This is a genomic window from Dickeya undicola (assembly GCF_000784735.1).
Classification (GTDB): domain Bacteria; phylum Pseudomonadota; class Gammaproteobacteria; order Enterobacterales; family Enterobacteriaceae; genus Dickeya; species Dickeya undicola.
Genome location: NZ_JSYG01000008.1, coordinates 227,892 through 246,805 on the forward strand (window position 1 = coordinate 227,892; position 18,914 = coordinate 246,805).

Sequence of the window (18,914 nt, forward strand, 5' to 3'; positions counted from 1 at the left end):
GCTCCAGTCCCCTTAAGACTGCAAGACGTCTGCCAGACGTTCCAGACGACCACGAATACTGCCGTCTATCACCATATCGCCTGCGCGGATTACCACGCCGGCCATAACAGACTTATCAATTTTGCAATTCAGCTTCACTTTACGTGACAGACGTTGTTCCATCGCAGCGGTTATCCCGGATAACTGCTGCTCGCTCAACGTGGCGGCGGAAATCACCTCGACATCCACGGTCGATTCCAGCTCCGCACGCAATTGAACAAACTGTTCCAGCACTTCAGGCAGCACCGGCAAACGTCCGTTTTCAGCCATAACCCGGATCAGGTTCTGGCCCGCTTCATCCAGTTGATCACCACATACGGTAACGAACGTTTGCGCCATGGTCTGGGGAGCGATGGCCCCGGCCAGCATCCCGGCAATATGTTCATTACGCGCAACCTCAGCGGCGAATGCCAGCATCTGCTGCCAACGATCAAGCGCCTGGTTTTCAACGGCAAAGTCAAAAGCTGCTTTGGCGTAGGGGCGAGCTACCGTGACAAATTCAGACATCAGCCCCTCCCTCCTTACAGTTCAGCGACCAGTTTATCAACGATGTCGCTGTTGGCAGCTTCATCCACGGAACGTTCAATAATTTTCTCGGCACCGGCAATCGCCAGAATGGCAACCTGCTTACGCAACTCTTCACGGGCACGTTTGCGTTCGGCTTCGATTTCAGCCTGCGCCTGCGCCACGATTTTGTTGCGTTCCGCTTCCGCTTCCGCTTTGGCTTCGTCCAGAATCAGAGCACGCTGTTTGCTTGCCTGCTCGATGATCACCTGAGCTTCCGCTTTGGCTTTCTTCAGTTGGTCGGTCGCATTGGCCTGCGCTAAGTTCAGATCTTTTTTGGCACGTTCAGCAGAAGCAAGACCGTCAGCAATTTCTTTCTGACGCTTTTCAATGGCAGCCATAATCGGCGGCCATACATACTTCATGCAGAACCAGACAAACAGGACGAACGCAATGGCCTGGCCGAGGATTGTTGCGTTAAGATTCACAGCACAATGCCTCTTTCATGAGTTAAATGAGTCGATGTCTTTTACCTGGTAAGCTCACGCTTACTTAGGCCACTGCGAACATCACGTACAGACCCAGACCTACCGCGATCATCGGGATAGCATCCACCAGACCCATAACGATAAAGAACTGTGTACGCAGCAGCGGGATCAGGTCAGGCTGGCGGGCAGCACCTTCCAGAAATTTACCACCCAGAATGCCGATACCGATTGCAGCACCGATTGCCGCCAGGCCCATCATTACAGCGGCAGCCATGTACAGCAGATCCATACTCAGGTTTTCCATGACAGTCTCCAGTTTGTTTCAGTTAAAACGTTTGTAGTGTTGTGAAAAATCAATGCTCTTCAGATGCCATCGAAAGATAAACAACTGTCAGAACCATGAAGATAAAAGCCTGCAGCGTAATAATCAGGATGTGGAAAATGGCCCAAGGCACATTCAGAATCCACTGTGACCACCACGGCAACAGACCGGCAATCAGGATGAAAATCAACTCACCCGCATACATGTTGCCAAACAGTCGCAAGCCGAGTGAAACCGGTTTGGACAGCAGGCTGACCCCTTCAAGAATCAGGTTGATGGGAATAAAAACAGGATGATTGAACGGTTGCATGGTCAGTTCTTTAACGAACCCACCCACACCCTTCATCTTGATGCTGTAGAACAGAATCAGGATGAACACACCCAGCGCCATGGACAACGTAACGTTCACGTCGGCGGAAGGCACAACACGCAGGTAAGCATGTGCAGGATCATGACCAAGAGCGCTGTAGATATGTGCCCAGATTTGCGGCAGCAAGTCGATAGGCAGCAGATCCATCAGGTTCATCATGAAAACCCAGACGAAAACGGTCAGCGCCAACGGTGCAATCAGCTTGCTTTTTCCATGGAACATGTCGCGCACGCTGCCATCGACAAATCCCACCACCAGTTCTACCGCCGTTTGCAGTTTACCTGGAACACCGCTGGTCGCGGTCTTGGCAACTTTGCGGAAGACAGCCAGAAAGAGTACGCCGAGCACCACGGAGAAAAACATCGAGTCGACGTTAATCGCCCAGAATCCCGAGCCCACCTGCAAATGGGTTAGGTGGTGACCGATATACTCTTGCGGAGTAGATGCAGACATGATGTCTCTTACCCTTTTGTTGTTAACTACGGTAACGGTTAATTACAGCCGGTGCCACGATCTGCGCGATCAGCACCACTAAGTACGTCAGGCCAAGCGGAAAAAACGCCGCATGAAACACACCTAACGCCACCACCAACAGCACGATGGTGAAGAGCATTTTCAGCCCTTCCCCAACGGCGAACGACCAGGCTACCCGACCTTCCGGTGGCTTGTCCGTCTGATGCCGCACGGCAAACAGTATGAACACCATGTTTGGCAGCCAGGCTGCCAGCCCCCCAGTCAGTGCAGAAGCACCCGCTTTAATGCCACCAGCGCAAAACACCGCGCTGACAACGAGAATCACAGTTAGCTGCAACAGCAGTGATAATCGGGCGACTTTCCCACTGTAAAGGGATACAGACATGACGATTCTCCGCACCTTTCAGAGGTATGCTGAATGACCGTATAAAACTGCCTTTGCAGTACCGAGTCAAGCAGCGAAAAACGAGCAAATTATACGGGTCATCCATGCGAATTCAATCGATAAGTAGCAAAAAGGTGAACGATTATTTAAATTTATTTCCGAAGCCTTATTTTCACCAACTATCCCCGATAGCCCATTTTGAAGACTCGGTGCATCCTGCACCGACAATATGTGATATTTCTCACATAAAATTGAACTGATGCTTTTATATCTGAATTGATTTTTTTCTGTCTTTAGCAAAAAAAGCCATTTATCTTTTTTAATTTCAATAAGTTAAAAAAGAACATTAACAAAACAGTACGAATACAGCCCCAAAACCATCTATTGACAAGCAGGATATTTTTTTCTCATGTTTTTAACACAATTTAGTCATTAAATCCCTTTAGAAACATGAAAGCATTCTGCTGCCAATTCAGTTTTATTTTCCCGAGGTAAAAGCTTATACAACAGAGTTGTAAAATTTCAGTGAATGCAGAAGATTACTCAGGTCATTATTTCATTTTTAGCTATCAGTCTGAGAATCTTACAACTATTCATGATTTTTTTGATAAATGACAAAATTAGTTGGGCTTAAGCACCACCAGATGACGCTCCCCCTCTAGCCCAGGAACCGACAGAGGAATCACATTCTCAACCGTCACGCCTTGCGGTAGCTCTCCCATCTCTTCATGTGGAACAATGCCTTTTAGCGCATAAAAACGCCCTTGTGGACGCGACGGCAAATGATGGCACCAATTCACCATATCCTGCAGCGACGCAAAGGCCCGGCTGATAACGCCATCAAACGGCGGTTCAGCTGGAAAATCTTCCACCCGGCTCTGCACCGGTTCGATGTTGCCCAAGTTCAGCTCATGTTGAACCTGACGCAGGAAACGAACCCGTTTTCCCAGGCTATCCAGCAGGACAAAATGCGCATCCGGGCGGGCGATAGCCAACGGTACGCCAGGCAAGCCGGGACCGGTGCCGACATCGATGAAACGATTTCCGACCAGATGCGGCTCAACCACCAGGCTGTCCATGATATGTCGGACCAGCATCTGTTCTGGTTCACGTACCGATGTCAGGTTATAAGCCTTGTTCCATTTGTGGAGTAACCCCACATACTGAAGCAACTGGTCTTTCTGCTGATCGGTCAGCGCCATTCCAGCGCGTTGCAGCAAGCTGTTGAGTGTATCGAGCACGAATGAATCCTGATTGTCGGTTAATGCAACATGGCCGCGAAAAGCGGCCATGCGTCAACGTAAGAGGTAGCGTTTCTCAGGCGCTGCGGCGCAGCATACCCTGTTTTTTCAGCCAGACCAGCAGAATCGAGATGGCGGCGGGTGTGACACCAGAAATGCGCGATGCCTGACCAATCGATCCCGGTTTATGATCGTTGAGCTTGGCGATCACCTCGTTTGACAGGCCGGTTACCTGACGGTAATCCAGCTCCGCCGGTAGCAAGGTATTTTCGTTGCGCAGTTGCTTTTCGATTTCATCCTGCTGGCGGGCGATATAGCCTTCGTATTTGACCTGAATTTCCACCTGCTCGGCCGCCTCGGCATCACACAATGCGGGGGCGAACATCGGTAATCCGGTCAGTTGTGCGTAATCCATTTCCGGGCGTCTTAACAACTCTTCACCATTAGCTTCACGCGATAACGGCGATTTCAACAGGCTGTTGATCTGCGCGACACCTTCAGACTGCGGATGGACCAGCACATCACGCAGGCGCTGGCGTTCTTTCTCGATATTTTCCAGCTTCTCGTTAAAACGCGCCCAGCGTTCGTCATCCACCATGCCCAGCTCGCGGCCCATCGCGGTCAGGCGTAGATCGGCATTATCCTCGCGCAGCATCAGTCGATATTCAGCACGAGAAGTAAACATGCGGTAAGGTTCCTTTGTCCCCAACGTGCAGAGATCATCAACTAGCACACCGATGTAGGCCTGATCGCGGCGCGGTGTCCAACCTTCCTGATCAAACGCCAGACGAGCAGCGTTCAACCCCGCCAACATCCCCTGCGCCGCAGCCTCTTCGTAACCGGTAGTGCCGTTAATCTGCCCGGCGAAAAACAGATTGTGGATAAATTTGCTTTCCAACGTTGGTTTTAGGTCACGCGGGTCAAAATAATCATACTCAATGGCGTAACCGGGCCGAACGATACGCGCGTTCTCCATGCCGTCCATAGAACGAACGATTTGCCACTGCACATCGAACGGCAGGCTGGTGGAGATGCCGTTCGGGTAAATTTCGTTACTGGTCAGCCCTTCCGGCTCCAGGAAAATCTGATGCGCGTTACGATCGGCAAACCGCATCACCTTGTCTTCGATCGACGGGCAGTAACGAGGACCAATTCCTTCAATCACCCCGGCATACATCGGGCTGCGATCCAGGTTGTTGCGGATCACGTCGTGGGTGCGTTCATTGGTGTGGGTGACATAGCACGGCATCTGTGCCGGATGTTCACTGGCTTTGCCCAGGAAGGAAAATACCGGCATCGGATCGTCACCATGCTGTGGTGTCAGCACACTGAAATCGATGGTACGAGCGTCGATACGCGGTGGCGTACCGGTTTTCAGACGACCGACGCGTAATGGCAACTCTCGCAGACGATGCGACAGTGAAATGGACGGCGGATCGCCAGCTCGGCCACCGCTGTAGTTGTCCAGGCCAATATGGATCTTGCCGTCCAGGAAGGTGCCGACCGTTAGCACCACGGCTTTAGCGCGGAATTTAAGCCCCATTTGGGTAACCGCACCGACAACACGATCGTTTTCCACAATCAGATCTTCAACTGCTTGCTGGAAGAGTGTCAGGTTAGGCTGGTTTTCCAGTGCGGTACGTACGGCCTGACGGTACAACACGCGGTCAGCCTGAGCGCGCGTGGCACGGACGGCTGGGCCTTTGCTGGAGTTTAATATCCTAAACTGAATACCGGCACGATCGATAGCGCGAGCCATCAGGCCACCCATGGCATCGATCTCTTTTACCAGATGACCTTTCCCGATACCACCGATCGCCGGGTTGCAGGACATTTGGCCCAGCGTATCTATGTTATGCGTCAGTAAAAGGGTTTGACGTCCCATTCGGGCTGAGGCCATGGCGGCTTCAGTACCCGCATGACCGCCACCGATCACGATGACGTCAAAAGGATCTGGATAAAACATGGTGCTACACCTCGCGTGGTTGCGAACGATCGTTACTTGCCCTGGGGTGGGGGATTCTACTTAAGTTTGTGCCGTCGACCAAGTGTGTTGGATCGTCGGGTAGTTAAAGAAAGATCTTTTTTATTTAAAGATCTCTTTATTAGATCTCTTATTAGGATCCCGGTTGGTTGTGGATAAAGCGGGATCCAAAAAGAAGATCAATAGGTTATTACCGATCATTAGCTGTGAATGATCGGTGATCCCAGTCTGTATTAGCTGGGATCTGAAAGGGTAATTATACACAGCTCAAAAAAGCATCTACGGTTGTTATCTGGATAACTACGGGTTTTCCCCGGTATTTAAAGCGTTTTATCCACAGATACGGAACCAAAAAATAAATTTATTTGAGTAAATTTACCCATGATCCCAGCCAGATTTCCGCGGGATCTTCCGGAATGTCGTGTTGGGTTATGTCGATCTTCAATACGTCGCCGATCCGATGAGCGCCCAGATCCTGCAGCAATTGATCCACTTTGACGATTGCGCCGCAGAAGGTGTCGTACTCGCTGCTACCGATCCCGATAGCGCCATAGCGAACAGCAGATAAATCAGGCCGCTTTTTCTGTAGATCGTCATAAAACGGCTGCAGGTTATCGGGTAGATCGCCTGCACCATGGGTGGAGGTGACCACCAGCCACAGATTTTCAGGCGTGACCTCATCAAGTTCCGGACCATGCAATAGCGTGGTCGTGAAATCATTTTGTTGCAGCAGTGATTCCAGGTGTTCAGAAACGTACTCGGCACTGCCAAGGGTGCTGCCGCTGATGAGGGTAATATCTGCCATGCGTGATCCCGCCTGATTGAATGACGGCACATTGTACGCTGTGATCTTGGTGGGATCTACCTGTGGATAATAGGGGGATAGTAAAAAAGCCTTAAGGCACGATGGTACGCATGATCGGGTTTTGCAGGGAGATCAAGGTTTCAGTGGACTGAATTTCATCAATTGTCTGAATCTTGTTGATAAGTACATGTTGCAGCGCATCAATGGAACGGCACATCACCTTGATGAAGATGCTGTAATGCCCGGTGGTGTAATACGCTTCCACCACTTCTTCCAGATTGCTGAGTTTCTCCACTGCGGAGGGATAGTCCTTAGCACTTTTCAGGATGATGCCGATGAAGCAACAGACGTCATATCCCAGTTGTTTGGGGTTCACATCCAGCCGCGTTCCCACGATGATGCCAGCCTGTTTCATCTTTTCCACCCGAACATGGATGGTGCCAGGGCTGACGGAGAACTGTTTGGCCAGTTCGGCGTAAGGCGTACGGGCATTCTCCATCAGCGCATTGAGGATGCTGCGATCGAGTTCGTCCATTGTGTAGGTGTCTGCTGCCATGGTGCTGCTCCGTGAAGAACTGTCAGAAGCGTTTTACTGATTATTGCCCAATGAATCAACGACCAAACCGAGAGCGTGCTCAGGAAAGCGCGATATAAGAAGAACAGTAAGTTTGAGTTATCAGACTTTTTCGTGCTGAAAGCGACGCAGCAGGCGGCTTTTCAGCCCGGTGTCAAAGCGCCAGATATGATCGAAGATGCGCAGAATACCCGGCTTGCCATGTGCTGACATGGCGACTGCATGGAAACGGTGTTGTAGCCGATGCTGGCGACGTTTAACTTCGTTAACCAGATCGTCCGGCAGACGCTGGGCGATAAAGTCAGAAATAATGACGGCATCGGCATCCTGCCAGGATTGGCTGTCCATTTTTTCCAACAAGGCTGACAGGCAGCTAGCCAGGTCAGTGCCCCCCCGAAAGGTCTGGCTGAGAAAACGAATGGCTTCTTCCAGCCCGCTTTCCGACGTCAGGTCGTAACTGACGATGCCAGTAGAAAATAGCATGATGTAACAGCGGCGGTTGTCCGCCAGCGCAATCCGCATCAGCGCCAGGCAGAAGGCTTTGGCACAGCGCTCGTTAAAACCGCCCATCGAACCAGAGGTATCCACACAAACGATGAACGGCCCACGCGGCTGTTGTTCGTTATGCTGGTGGATAACCGGCCGCTCCAATGTTTTTTCCCGCCAGCTTTCTCCCTGCAATCGGTAAGTCAATAACCGATGCTCCGACAGACGGCGGTAAAACTCGAACTCCAGCTCACTGATACCGAGGGTGGAAAGCTCGGTGGGCAGTAAGCGTAGAATATCGTCACTCTGATGGATGCCACTAACCTGCTCTGGTGTAAAAGCCGGTTCACGCACCATAATCTGAAAAGCTTCTTTAGGGGCATCCTGGCTGAGGATCGATTTCGTTTCCCGACTACGGCCAAGACGTTCCGCCAGGCGCTGCAATTCCGGTTGTTGCCGCAGAAAGGCTCCTGCTTCCAGCAACGAATTTAATGGCTGCTTCATACGTTTGCTGGCGCTGAGATCCCACAGTCTCCCGGCGGCAGTATCGTTATCGGCCAGAATGGGTTCAAGCGCACCGCTGATGGTCAGCCGTTTTTGGATCTCATCCAGCAATTGATCCCGTTCCTGTTCCATGATCTGTTGGTGCAGGTTCAGTGTTTGCAGTGTCAGGCTGAGGCGCCAGCGCTGCATAAACAAGCTGTGCTGGCTGCTGCTGATATGGAGTTCCGATACATGCGACGCGGAGTTAACCAGCTTTTCTGCCTGATTAAGGAAAGGAGAATCCACATTATGCAAGGTGGACATGATGTCCGGCAGGTTGGACTGAAAGGTGTGCTCGCTAACCAACTGGGTCTGTTGATAGCAGGTAAATTCTTTCTCCAGTTCCGGCGGAGCCTGGGTATTATGCAGCCGTTGCCGGAGGTTTTCTTTCCACTCTGGCAGATCACGCATGACGGCATTTTTCAGACGCGGATACTTGTCGAAGAACATCACCAACTGAGGCGTTGCCATCAGAGTGATAATGACGTCATCCAGCAGATCGTTTTCATCGATGGACAACAACATCTCCAGGGATTCCAGCGTCAGCATGATCGTTACTCCCGTTGTGACTGCTCTATTTGTTCATCGACTTGCTGCAGGCTTTCTTCAATTCTGGCCAGCCATTCTTTGGGAACAAATAGACAAGGTTGATGACGCTCGAACAATCGACGTTGCTCACGTAACTGAATTTTCAGTGTTTCGTATTCCTGAAGCATTTCTTCCGGCAGTTGGCCTTTTATTACGCCCGGTAAAGACAGTGCGGAACCTTGTAAACTGATATCACGGATGATCAGATGTTGGCGTTCATCCACTTCCAGATCCAAACGCTGGCTAAAACCGACGCCGTTGAGCTTGCCGCGTATTTCGCCGCCTTTTTGCAGCCAGCCCGCTAGCGCCTCCCGGTCGATCACCACATGGGTGACGGTGTAATCGTTGAGCAGCAGCGGTTTTTGCAACATCAGCGTCAGTTCGGCGGAAGTCTGGCTTTCAGGCAGCGTGTGATGTGGTTTGCGGCCGAAAAAGTTGACCTGACGATCAACCCTGAAGGCTTGCTGCTCGCTCTGCTGTTGCTGGTATTGCTGGCGTTTCACATTCAGTTGCTGTAGCCGGTACAGCAATGCTCGCTGCTGATAGGCCTGCTCGCTCATTAACTGCTGTAATTGCTGCTCCACCAGATCATGGGTGCTAAGGTCATGCCACAAGCAATCCTTGAGCAGAATAAGGTCAACCGGGGTAATGGTTTCTCGCCCGCTGAAGAAGGCGCAGGCTTGCAACAGGCGAATGGCTTTTTTCCAGCGGCGATCAGATACGTATGGCGAACCGTCTTGCGAGTCCAGACGTTGGCGCAACTGATAAATCAGTTCGAAGCAATTTTCCGGTAAGGGTATATTCTCGATATGAGACTGCCACTGTTGGTATTCTTCGTCGCTGACACTTAACGCCGGGCTGACCAGATTGTCTTGTTCACTGGGTGAGGCGGTGAGCATGGCGCGAAAATTGTGTTTGTCCTGCACCCGGTCCAGCCAGATGCGGATTAGCATACGGTCGTACAAGGCTTCCAGGCTGCTGTCGGCTTCCGGCAGTTCGTTGGACGCGGTAACCAGCAACCGCATCGGGATTGGTTCTTCACTGTTACCGTTGCGAAAACGGCGTTCGTTAATGGCGGTCAGCAGGGTGTTGAGGATAGCGGGGCCGGCTTTCCAGATTTCGTCCAGAAATACAATTTCAGCTTCCGGCAGGTAGCCGGTTGTCAGGCGCTGATAACGCCCTTCGTCTTTCAGGGCCTGAATGGAGAGTGGGCCGAATACTTCTTCCGGCGTTGAAAAGCGCGTCATCAGGTATTCAAAGGCGCGAGCATGTCGGAAGGCGTATTTCAGGCGACGGGCAATCAGACTTTTGGCTATCCCCGGTGGCCCAAGCAGGAAGACGCTTTCACCACTAAGCGCCGCCAGCAGGCAGAGTCGGATGGCGTGTTGCCGTTCGTAAAGACCGTGTTCGAGAGCATGGCTCAGGCGAGAGATACGGTCGGCCAGCGCTGTGGGTTGTATCATAATAGGTCCGTTATTGCTGTGAATCGCCGTCGGGAAGCGTGAAGAACCAGTTATTCAGGAATGTTGGGAAGACTACGTTTTCTTCATTAGCCATACATTAATTATTGTCACCATTACTGGTGTTAATCAACCAACCTACCAGTCCTGAATCAGAACGAAGGTAATATTAAAAATGGGCTTTTAACGTGATTTGTGCATACTGTGCGTTTTCGGGCTAGTCCAACCAGAACAAAGCCCGATTTGTTAATGAATTGATAACAGAAGACAGGGTTTATGAATTCAGAACATAAACGTTCACTTCCGGCGATCACGCTGGCTGCCATCGGTGTGGTGTATGGCGATATCGGCACCAGCCCGCTTTATACGCTCAGGGAGTGTCTTTCCGGACAGTTTGGTTTTGGGGTTGAGCCCGATTCCGTCTTTGGCTTTCTCTCTCTGATATTCTGGCTGCTGGTGCTGGTGGTATCCCTTAAGTATCTGAGCTATGTCATGCGCGCCGATAACGCCGGTGAGGGTGGCATTCTGACGCTGATGTCACTGGCCGGGCGCAACACGTCCGATAAGGTGACCGCCATGGTGGTGATCATGGGGCTGATCGGCGGTAGCTTTTTCTATGGCGAGGTGGTGATCACCCCGGCAATCTCGGTGATGTCAGCGATTGAAGGGCTGGATATCGTCGCACCGTCGCTGGATACCTACATTGTCCCGATTTCGATTGTGGTGCTGACGCTGCTGTTCATGATTCAGAAGCACGGCACCGGCCGAGTGGGTAGCCTGTTTGCGCCGATCATGATGTTGTGGTTTCTGTCGCTCGGGGTACTGGGCGCGCGCAGTATCATTGCCAATCCTGAGGTGCTGCAGGCGCTAAACCCTAAATGGGCCATTAACTTCTTTATTCAGTACAAAGCGGTATCCTTCTTTGCACTGGGGGCGGTGGTGCTGGCGATCACCGGGGTGGAAGCGTTGTACGCCGACATGGGGCATTTCGGCAAACTGCCGATTCGTATCGCCTGGTTTTCCGCAGTTTTACCGTCGCTGGTGCTCAACTACTTCGGTCAGGGTGCGCTGCTGCTGAAAAACCCAGAGGCGATAAAAAACCCGTTCTTTTTGCTGGCACCTGACTGGGCGCTGATTCCGCTGCTGGTGCTGGCGACGCTGGCTACCATCATCGCTTCTCAGGCGGTCATTTCTGGCGTATTTTCGCTGACCCGACAGGCGGTGCGTCTCGGGTATCTGCCGCCGATGCGCATCGTGCATACGTCGGATATGGAATCCGGGCAGATTTATATTCCGTTTATCAACTGGCTGCTGTATGTGGCGGTTGTGATCGTTATTGTCAGCTTCGAACACTCCAGCAATCTGGCTGCTGCCTACGGTATTGCGGTGACCGGCACCATGGTGCTGACCAGTATCCTGTCCTGTACGGTGGCGCTGAAAAACTGGCATTGGTATCGCTATCTGGTCGGGTTGTTGCTGGTGGCGCTGCTGGCTATCGACCTGCCGATGTTCCTGGCTAACGTAGTGAAGATTATTTCCGGTGGCTGGTTGCCGCTGGCGCTGGGGATGGTGATGTTTATCATCATGACCACCTGGAAAAGTGAACGCTTCCGGCTGCTGCGCCGTATCCATGAGCATGGCAATTCTCTGGATGCGATGATTGCTTCGCTGGAAAAGAACCCACCGGTACGAGTGACCGGTACTGCGGTCTATCTTTCTCGCGCTACTCATGTGATTCCGTTTGCGTTGCTGCACAATCTCAAACACAACAAGGTACTGCATGAGCGCGTAGTATTGCTGACCATGAGAACGGAAGACGCGCCTTATGTGCATAACGCCCGGCGTGTTTCGGTGGAACAGCTTTCTCCGACCTTCTGGCGGGTTGTCGCCAGCTATGGCTGGCGTGAAACCCCCAACGTGGAAGAGGTTTTCCACCGTTGCTGGCAGGATGGTTTAACTTGTCAGATGATGGAAACCACGTTCTTCCTGTCGAACGAGTCGCTGATGATGGGGAGCCGCCCCTGGTATATGCGAGTTCGCGGTAAACTGTTCATGATGCTAAGCCGCAACGCGTTGCGCGCGGCAGACCAGTTCGAAATTCCACCGAACCGGCTGATCGAGCTGGGTATTCAGGTAGAAATCTGACGCAGAGCTGTGTGGCTGGTTAAGCGGGTGAGATTCGGTAAGAACTCACCCGTTTTTGTATTCATCACCGTAGTCTCGCTGTTTTTTGTCAGTCCCAGTTCTGGATGCGAAGCCGGTGCGAAACATCCAGAAACAGCCCGTCTGGTCAGGCATTCAGGGCATTTTCATTGGTTTTAATAACTTAAAATCTTCCTTTTATTACGCCAACGAAACGTTTCGATAACGATCACATTTTTATAAGATAATCGTTGCCTTCTGCTGTTCTTTTTCTACACTTGCCATACGAGCGAAACGTTTCGCTATCAGGGTAAATAAAAATGAAGAAAGGTGCGTTACTTAATTCCGATATTTCGTCGGTGATTTCCCGGCTGGGACATACCGACCAGATTGTGATTGCGGATGCTGGTTTACCGATTCCGGAGACGACAACCCGTATTGATTTAGCCTTGACCCATAATGTGCCCGGCTTTTTGCAGGTGCTGAATGTGGTAACGGCGGAAATGCAGGTTGAAGCCGCGATCCTGGCGCAGGAAATTATCGAGAAAAATACGCAGCTCCATGACGCATTATTGAAACAGTTAGCACAACTTGAACAACACCAGGGAAATACTATTTCACTGCATTACGTCAGCCATGAGGATTTCAAAAAGCAAAGTGGTCAAAGCCGGGCCATTATTCGCACTGGAGAATGCTCTCCGTATGCGAATGTAATCCTTTGTGCTGGCGTCACCTTCTGAGGTACTGATGCAACCTTTACTGCAATTGCAAGGCATCACCAAAACCTTTCCCGGCGTTAAGGCGCTTTCTGGTGCGGCATTGAATGTCTATCCCGGTAAGGTCATGGCGCTGGTGGGTGAAAACGGTGCCGGCAAGTCCACCATGATGAAGGTACTGACGGGGATTTATCGCAAAGATGCCGGCAGTATCCATTTTCTGGGTAAGGACGTGGATTTCAGCGGCCCCAAAGCCTCTCAGGAAGCAGGAATCGGTATTATCCATCAGGAACTGAACCTGATTCCTCAACTCACCATTGCGGAAAATATCTTTCTTGGCCGCGAATTTACCAACCGCCTGGGGCGTATCGACTGGAAACGGATGTATGCCGAGGCGGACAAACTGCTCAAACGTTTGAATTTGCGTTATGACAGCCGTCGTCTAGTGGGGGAGTTGTCGATTGGTGACCAGCAGATGGTCGAAATCGCCAAGGTGCTCAGCTTTGAATCTCGGGTCATCATCATGGATGAGCCCACCGATGCGTTGACCGATACCGAAACCGCGTCACTGTTCAGTGTGATTAAAGAATTACAGTCTCATGGCTGCGGCATCGTTTATATCTCCCATCGACTGAAAGAAATTTTTGAAATCTGTGATGACGTGACGGTCTTTCGCGACGGTCAGTTCATCGGCGAGCGCCCGGTGAGTGAATTGCAGGAAGACTCGCTGATTGAAATGATGGTGGGGCGTAAGCTGGAAGAGCAGTATCCCCGCCTGAATCAGGCACCCGGTGAGGTGCGTTTGCAGGTCAGTGAATTGTCCGGGCCGGGTGTAGAAAACGTGAGTTTCACACTGCGTAAGGGCGAGATTTTGGGTGTCGCCGGGTTAATGGGTGCCGGTCGTACCGAATTGATGAAAGTGCTTTACGGTGCGCTGCCGCGTACCCACGGCAATGTTCATCTGGATGGTAAGGATGTGGTGACCCGCAGTCCGCAGGACGGGCTTGCCAGTGGCATCGTCTATATTTCTGAAGACCGCAAGCACGACGGGCTGGTGCTCGGTATGTCGGTGAAGGAAAACATGTCTCTGACCGCGCTGCGCTATTTCAGCAATGCTGCGGGGTCGCTGCGGCACGGTGATGAGCAGCAGGCGGTGAGCGATTTCATCCGCATGTTCAATATCCGCACGCCGTCCATGTCCCAGACGATTGGGCTGCTGTCTGGTGGTAATCAGCAGAAAGTCGCCATCGCTCGCGGCCTGATGACGCGCCCCAAAGTGCTGATTCTGGATGAGCCGACCCGCGGTGTGGATGTGGGGGCAAAAAAAGAAATCTATCAGTTAATCAACCAGTTCAAGCAGGAAGGGCTAAGCATCATTCTGGTGTCGTCGGAAATGCCTGAAGTGCTTGGGATGAGCGATCGCATCATCGTGATGCACGAAGGGCGTCTGAGCGGCGAGTTCCCGATTGAACAGGCGACACAGGAAACGCTGATGGCTGCGGCCGTTGGTAAGCAATACGGCGTAAAGCAGGAGTAAATCAGACATGAGTTCCCAAACTATCACAGCGAAGCGCTGGCTCAGCAAAGAGTGGCTGATGGAGCAAAAATCATTGATCGCCCTGCTGATTCTGATCGCTGTGGTGTCTTCAATGAGCCCCAACTTTTTTACCCTGAACAATCTGTTCAACATCCTGCAACAAACCTCGGTGAACGCCATTATGGCGGTGGGAATGACGCTGGTGATCCTCACGTCCGGCATTGATTTGTCCGTGGGATCGTTGCTGGCGCTGACCGGCGCGGTAGCGGCTTCCATCGTCGGACTTGAGATCAATGCGCTGGTGGCGGTGTTCGCCGCGTTGGCGCTGGGTGCTGTCATCGGTGCTGGCACCGGCATCGTGATTGCCAAGGGGCGAGTGCAGGCCTTTATCGCCACGCTGGTGATGATGCTGCTGCTGCGCGGCGTGACCATGGTGTATACCAACGGCAGCCCGATCAATACCGGTTTTTCCGATGCGGCGGATGCGCTAGGCTGGTTCGGCATCGGACGTCCTCTGGGCATACCCACGCCAATCTGGATTATGGCGGTGGTATTCCTGGCAACCTGGTACATGCTGCACCATACCCGCATCGGCCGCTATATCTATGCGCTGGGCGGAAATGAAGCGGCAACCCGCCTTTCCGGGATCAGCGTTGATAGAGTGAAAGTGGTTGTTTATGCGTTGTGTGGTCTGCTGTCGGCGCTGGCGGGCATTATCGAAGTCGCTCGCTTGTCATCGGCGCAACCAACGGCAGGGACGGGTTATGAATTGGATGCCATTGCGGCGGTGGTGCTGGGTGGCACAAGTCTGTCAGGTGGTAAAGGACGCGTGGTGGGAACGTTAATCGGTGCTCTGATTCTGGGGTTCCTGAATAACGGGCTTAACCTGTTAGGTGTTTCTTCTTACTACCAGATGATCGTCAAGGCGGTGGTTATTTTGCTGGCGGTTTTGGTAGATAACAAAGGCAGTAAATAACTTTTCATTCACACAGGAATTGAAATATGAATTTGAAGAAGATTGCTACTCTGGTTTCCGCTGTCGCGCTGAGTGCCACCGTCAGTGCCAATGCGTTGGCGAAGGATACCATTGCTCTTGTTGTTTCCACGCTCAATAACCCGTTCTTCGTGTCTCTGAAAGATGGCGCGCAGAAAGAAGCTGACAAACTTGGCTACAATCTGGTGATTTTGGATTCTCAGAACAACCCGGCCAAAGAACTTTCCAATGTGCAGGATCTGACCGTTCGCGGTGCCAAGCTGCTGCTGATCAACCCGACCGATTCTAACGCGGTAGGTAATGCGGTGAAGCTGGCTAACCAGGCCAAAATCCCGGTCATCACGCTGGACCGTGTTGCAGCCAGCGGCGAAGTGGTTAGCCATGTGGCTTCCGACAACGCCTTCGGCGGTAAAGTTGCTGGTGATTTCATCGCCAAAAAACTGGGTGAAGGTGCCAAGGTGATTCAGCTGGAAGGCCTGGCAGGAACGTCAGCGGCCCGTGAACGCGGCGCTGGTTTCATGAAATCTGCCGAGAAAAACAAGTTTGCCATGCTGGCGAGCCAGCCTGCTGACTTTGATCGCACTAAAGGTCTGAACGTCATGCAGAACCTGCTGACCGCTCACCCAGATGTTAAAGCTGTTTTTGCCCAGAACGACGAAATGGCGCTGGGCGCCCTGCGTGCTTTGCAGACGGCCGGTCGTGATGATGTGCTGGTAGTCGGTTTTGACGGCACCGCCGACGGCGTGAAAGCTGTAGAAGGCGGCAAACTGGCGGCTACCGTGGCACAGCGCCCTGAGCAAATCGGTATTATCGGTGTGGAAACCGCTGACAAGGTTCTGAAAGGTGAAAAAGTACAGCCGATCATCCCTGTTGACCTGAAACTGGTTACCAAACAATAACAGAATCAAAGCGTAATACCGCACGTGCAGTACGGCGCCACCCTGACGGGTGGCGCGTAATCAACATCGGGGTTCATGGTAATGAAATCAGGCAAGCTGGTAGTCTTGGGAAGTATCAATGCAGACCATATTTTGAATCTGACACAGTTTCCCCGCCCAGGCGAAACCGTGATCGGTAAACAGTATGGTGTGGCATTTGGCGGCAAAGGTGCTAACCAGGCAGTGGCTGCCGGGCGCAGCGGCGCTGATATCGAATTTATTGCCTGTGTCGGGGCCGACGATATCGGTGAGCGTATTCGCCAGCAACTGATCAAAGACCGAATCGATGTTTCCGCCGTTGAAGCCATTTCCGGCCAGACTACCGGGGTGGCGCTGATTTTCGTTAACGGTGAAGCCGAAAACATGATCGGTATTCATGCGGGAGCCAACGCGGCGGTAACGCCTGATTATCTGAATCGTTATCAACAGAAAATTATTGATGCCTCCGCGCTGTTGATGCAGTTGGAGTCGCCACTGGAAACGGTTACGGCCGCTGCTCGTCTGGCCCATAACAATGGCACCAAAGTGATCCTCAATCCGGCACCGGCCTGCCCGCTATCTGATGAATTACTCTCGCTGGTGGACATGATTACGCCGAATGAAACCGAAGCGCAGATCCTGACCGGCATTACCGTCGAAACGGAAGATGATGCACAACGTGCCGCACAGGTATTGCATGATAAAGGCATTGCGACCGTACTGATTACGTTGGGAAGTCGTGGTGTCTGGTTAAGTGAACAGGGTAAAGGGCAGCGAATTCCTGGTTTTCGCGTACAAGCGGTCGATACCATCGCTGCCGGTGATACGTTCAATGGCGCACTGGTAACGGCTCTGCTGGAATCACGCCCGATGGAGGCTGCGGTTAAATTCGCTCATGCGGCAGCAGCTATCGCGGTTACTCGTCATGGCGCCCAGCCTTCAGTTCCCTGGCGTGAAGAGATTGATGCTTTCCTGAATGCACAGGGGTGATCCTTGGCAACAATGAAAGATGTGGCCCGTCTGGCCGGGGTATCCACGTCCACGGTTTCTCACGTTATCAATAATAACCGCTATGTCAGCGACGTCATCCGTGAACGGGTGATGCAAGCGGTCGAACAGCTGAATTATGCGCCATCGGCATTGGCGCGTAGTCTCAAAATTAATCAGACCCGTACTATCGGTATGTTGCTGACTGCCAGTAGCAACCCGTTCTACGCAGAAGTAGTGCGAGGTGTGGAGCGTTGTTGCTACGAACGGGGTTACAGCCTGATTCTGTGCAATACAGAAGGCGACCACCACCGTCTGAGCCGTAGCCTGGAAACATTACTGCAAAAACGGGTGGATGGGTTGTTGCTGATGTGCACTGAAAGCCATATGCCGTCACCCGATATTATTCGTCGTTATCCTTCTATTCCTGTCGTGATGATGGATTGGGCACCTTTTGAAGGCAGTAGCGACGTCATCAAGGACAATTCGCTGCAAGGCGGCGAAATGGCTACCCATTACCTGATTTCTCAGGGATATCGCTACATCGCCTGTATTGCCGGTCCGCAGGATAAAACCACCGCACATAACCGCCTGGAAGGTTACCGTAAAGCGATGCATCAGGCGGGGCTATCGATCCTTCCTGGTTATGAGGTGGTTGGCGATTTTGAATTCGAAACCGGCTTTCGCGCCATGCAACAATTACTGGCATTGCCACAGCGGCCCGAAGCCGTCTTTACCAGTAATGATGCTATGGCAGTGGGCGTCTATCGTGCTTTGCATGATGCCGGTTTGTCTATCCCGGACGATATGGCCGTTGTTGGCTATGACGATATCGAACTGGCGCGTTATCTGTCCCCACCGCTGACGACGATTCATCAACCTAAAGATGAGCTGGGCGAACTGGCGATTGATACTTTGCTTCACCGGCTGGAACACCCGGATGAAGAACACAATATACTGGTATTGACGCCAGAACTGATCGTTCGGGATTCGGTTGGTAAAAGACGTTAGTGGTTGGTTGTTTCTCTTCATTCTGACGTTTTATACCGCTGAAAAGCAGCATTTTGATGTATTCCTGCCCGTTTTGCCTGAAAACCATCCAGTTGATGTTTTTTTTGCATTTATCGCTTGTCAGGCCAGAAGAACTCCCTATAATGCGCCTCCACTGACACGGCAACGGCGATGAGCCAGCGCGGTGTGAGACGGAGAAAACGAAAAAAGTCGTTGACTCTGAATGAGGAAAGCGTAGTATACGCCACCTCGCGACAGCAGGCTGTAAGCCGGTCACACTGCTCTTTAACAATTAATCAGACAATCTGTGTGGGCACTCGCAGGACGCTTCACTAAAAAATTAGTGA

General features: G+C 52.0%; 18 protein-coding genes. 7 read left to right on the plus strand and 11 right to left on the minus strand.

The genetic code is table 11. The annotated features are described in order from the left end of the window. Positions 1-12: 12 nt before the first annotated feature. From atpH to ravA, 11 genes are all read right to left on the minus strand, one after another. Complete coding sequence (gene atpH, locus OB87_RS04365) at positions 13-546, minus strand: F0F1 ATP synthase subunit delta (RefSeq protein ID WP_033568209.1); 534 nt, start codon at positions 544-546, stop codon at positions 13-15. Positions 547-560: 14 nt separating this feature from the next. Next, positions 561-1,031: a F0F1 ATP synthase subunit B gene (atpF, locus tag OB87_RS04370; protein WP_033568210.1), complete on the minus strand. Its 471-nt coding sequence runs from the start codon at positions 1,029-1,031 to the stop codon at positions 561-563. A 64-nt stretch (positions 1,032-1,095) separates the two neighbouring features. Continuing rightward, positions 1,096-1,335, minus strand: a complete 240-nt coding sequence (gene atpE / locus OB87_RS04375) for a F0F1 ATP synthase subunit C (protein ID WP_004093904.1) — start codon at positions 1,333-1,335, stop codon at positions 1,096-1,098. A gap of 49 nt (positions 1,336-1,384) precedes the next feature. Further along, positions 1,385-2,176 carry a F0F1 ATP synthase subunit A gene (gene atpB, locus OB87_RS04380; protein WP_033568211.1) on the minus strand — a complete coding sequence of 264 codons (792 nt, stop codon included), beginning with the start codon at positions 2,174-2,176 and terminating at the stop codon, positions 1,385-1,387. Positions 2,177-2,198: 22 nt separating this feature from the next. Beyond that, positions 2,199-2,582 carry a F0F1 ATP synthase subunit I gene (gene atpI / locus OB87_RS04385; RefSeq protein WP_033568212.1) on the minus strand — a complete coding sequence of 128 codons (384 nt, stop codon included), beginning with the start codon at positions 2,580-2,582 and terminating at the stop codon, positions 2,199-2,201. A gap of 620 nt (positions 2,583-3,202) precedes the next feature. Then, positions 3,203-3,823, minus strand: a complete 621-nt coding sequence (rsmG, locus tag OB87_RS04390) for a 16S rRNA (guanine(527)-N(7))-methyltransferase RsmG (protein WP_033568237.1) — start codon at positions 3,821-3,823, stop codon at positions 3,203-3,205. A 76-nt stretch (positions 3,824-3,899) separates the two neighbouring features. After that, the gene (gene mnmG / locus OB87_RS04395) at positions 3,900-5,789 is read right to left on the minus strand and encodes a tRNA uridine-5-carboxymethylaminomethyl(34) synthesis enzyme MnmG (protein WP_033568213.1); all 1,890 of its coding nucleotides are present in this window, start codon (positions 5,787-5,789) and stop codon (positions 3,900-3,902) included. 379 nt (positions 5,790-6,168) lie between these two features. After that, positions 6,169-6,612, minus strand: coding sequence for an FMN-binding protein MioC (mioC, locus tag OB87_RS04400; protein WP_033568214.1), 444 nt, complete (start codon positions 6,610-6,612; stop codon positions 6,169-6,171). A gap of 91 nt (positions 6,613-6,703) precedes the next feature. Continuing rightward, positions 6,704-7,168 carry a transcriptional regulator AsnC gene (gene asnC / locus OB87_RS04405; protein ID WP_033568215.1) on the minus strand — a complete coding sequence of 155 codons (465 nt, stop codon included), beginning with the start codon at positions 7,166-7,168 and terminating at the stop codon, positions 6,704-6,706. Between the two features lie 120 nt (positions 7,169-7,288). Continuing rightward, positions 7,289-8,764 carry an ATPase RavA stimulator ViaA gene (gene viaA / locus OB87_RS04410; RefSeq protein ID WP_033568216.1) on the minus strand — a complete coding sequence of 492 codons (1,476 nt, stop codon included), beginning with the start codon at positions 8,762-8,764 and terminating at the stop codon, positions 7,289-7,291. A gap of 5 nt (positions 8,765-8,769) precedes the next feature. Beyond that, positions 8,770-10,266, minus strand: a complete 1,497-nt coding sequence (gene ravA, locus OB87_RS04415) for an ATPase RavA (RefSeq protein ID WP_033568217.1) — start codon at positions 10,264-10,266, stop codon at positions 8,770-8,772. 273 nt (positions 10,267-10,539) lie between these two features. Between ravA and kup the strand changes: the two genes are divergently transcribed. The 7 genes from kup (at position 10,540) to rbsR (ending at position 18,567) form a co-directional block, all read left to right on the plus strand. After that, positions 10,540-12,408: a low affinity potassium transporter Kup gene (gene kup, locus OB87_RS04420; protein WP_033568218.1), complete on the plus strand. Its 1,869-nt coding sequence runs from the start codon at positions 10,540-10,542 to the stop codon at positions 12,406-12,408. Positions 12,409-12,725: 317 nt separating this feature from the next. Next, positions 12,726-13,145, plus strand: coding sequence for a D-ribose pyranase (gene rbsD, locus OB87_RS04425; protein ID WP_013315718.1), 420 nt, complete (start codon positions 12,726-12,728; stop codon positions 13,143-13,145). A 7-nt stretch (positions 13,146-13,152) separates the two neighbouring features. After that, positions 13,153-14,658: a ribose ABC transporter ATP-binding protein RbsA gene (gene rbsA, locus OB87_RS04430; RefSeq protein ID WP_033568238.1), complete on the plus strand. Its 1,506-nt coding sequence runs from the start codon at positions 13,153-13,155 to the stop codon at positions 14,656-14,658. Positions 14,659-14,665: 7 nt separating this feature from the next. Next, entirely contained in the window at positions 14,666-15,634 is a 969-nt protein-coding gene (gene rbsC, locus OB87_RS04435) for a ribose ABC transporter permease (RefSeq protein ID WP_033568219.1), read from the plus strand. Positions 15,635-15,660: 26 nt separating this feature from the next. After that, on the plus strand, positions 15,661-16,551 hold the full coding sequence (rbsB, locus tag OB87_RS04440) for a ribose ABC transporter substrate-binding protein RbsB (protein WP_022635461.1): 891 nt from the start codon (positions 15,661-15,663) through the stop codon (positions 16,549-16,551). An 81-nt stretch (positions 16,552-16,632) separates the two neighbouring features. Then, complete coding sequence (rbsK, locus tag OB87_RS04445; RefSeq protein ID WP_033568220.1) at positions 16,633-17,559, plus strand: ribokinase; 927 nt, start codon at positions 16,633-16,635, stop codon at positions 17,557-17,559. A gap of 3 nt (positions 17,560-17,562) precedes the next feature. Continuing rightward, on the plus strand, positions 17,563-18,567 hold the full coding sequence (gene rbsR, locus OB87_RS04450; protein ID WP_200884269.1) for a ribose operon transcriptional repressor RbsR: 1,005 nt from the start codon (positions 17,563-17,565) through the stop codon (positions 18,565-18,567). The last annotated feature ends 347 nt before the right edge of the window (positions 18,568-18,914 follow it).

Coding starts and splice junctions, on each gene's coding strand:
- atpB (WP_033568211.1), bottom strand. CDS start 2,176: ATGTCTGCATCTACTCCGCAAGAGTATATCGGTCACCACCTAACCCAT.
- rbsB (WP_022635461.1), top strand. CDS start 15,661: ATGAATTTGAAGAAGATTGCTACTCTGGTTTCCGCTGTCGCGCTGAGT.
- atpE (WP_004093904.1), bottom strand. CDS start 1,335: ATGGAAAACCTGAGTATGGATCTGCTGTACATGGCTGCCGCTGTAATG.
- asnC (WP_033568215.1), bottom strand. CDS start 7,168: ATGGCAGCAGACACCTACACAATGGACGAACTCGATCGCAGCATCCTC.
- rbsA (WP_033568238.1), top strand. CDS start 13,153: ATGCAACCTTTACTGCAATTGCAAGGCATCACCAAAACCTTTCCCGGC.
- atpI (WP_033568212.1), bottom strand. CDS start 2,582: ATGTCTGTATCCCTTTACAGTGGGAAAGTCGCCCGATTATCACTGCTG.
- ravA (WP_033568217.1), bottom strand. CDS start 10,266: ATGATACAACCCACAGCGCTGGCCGACCGTATCTCTCGCCTGAGCCAT.
- rbsK (WP_033568220.1), top strand. CDS start 16,633: ATGAAATCAGGCAAGCTGGTAGTCTTGGGAAGTATCAATGCAGACCAT.
- rbsC (WP_033568219.1), top strand. CDS start 14,666: ATGAGTTCCCAAACTATCACAGCGAAGCGCTGGCTCAGCAAAGAGTGG.
- kup (WP_033568218.1), top strand. CDS start 10,540: ATGAATTCAGAACATAAACGTTCACTTCCGGCGATCACGCTGGCTGCC.
- viaA (WP_033568216.1), bottom strand. CDS start 8,764: ATGCTGACGCTGGAATCCCTGGAGATGTTGTTGTCCATCGATGAAAAC.
- rbsD (WP_013315718.1), top strand. CDS start 12,726: ATGAAGAAAGGTGCGTTACTTAATTCCGATATTTCGTCGGTGATTTCC.
- mnmG (WP_033568213.1), bottom strand. CDS start 5,789: ATGTTTTATCCAGATCCTTTTGACGTCATCGTGATCGGTGGCGGTCAT.
- mioC (WP_033568214.1), bottom strand. CDS start 6,612: ATGGCAGATATTACCCTCATCAGCGGCAGCACCCTTGGCAGTGCCGAG.
- atpH (WP_033568209.1), bottom strand. CDS start 546: ATGTCTGAATTTGTCACGGTAGCTCGCCCCTACGCCAAAGCAGCTTTT.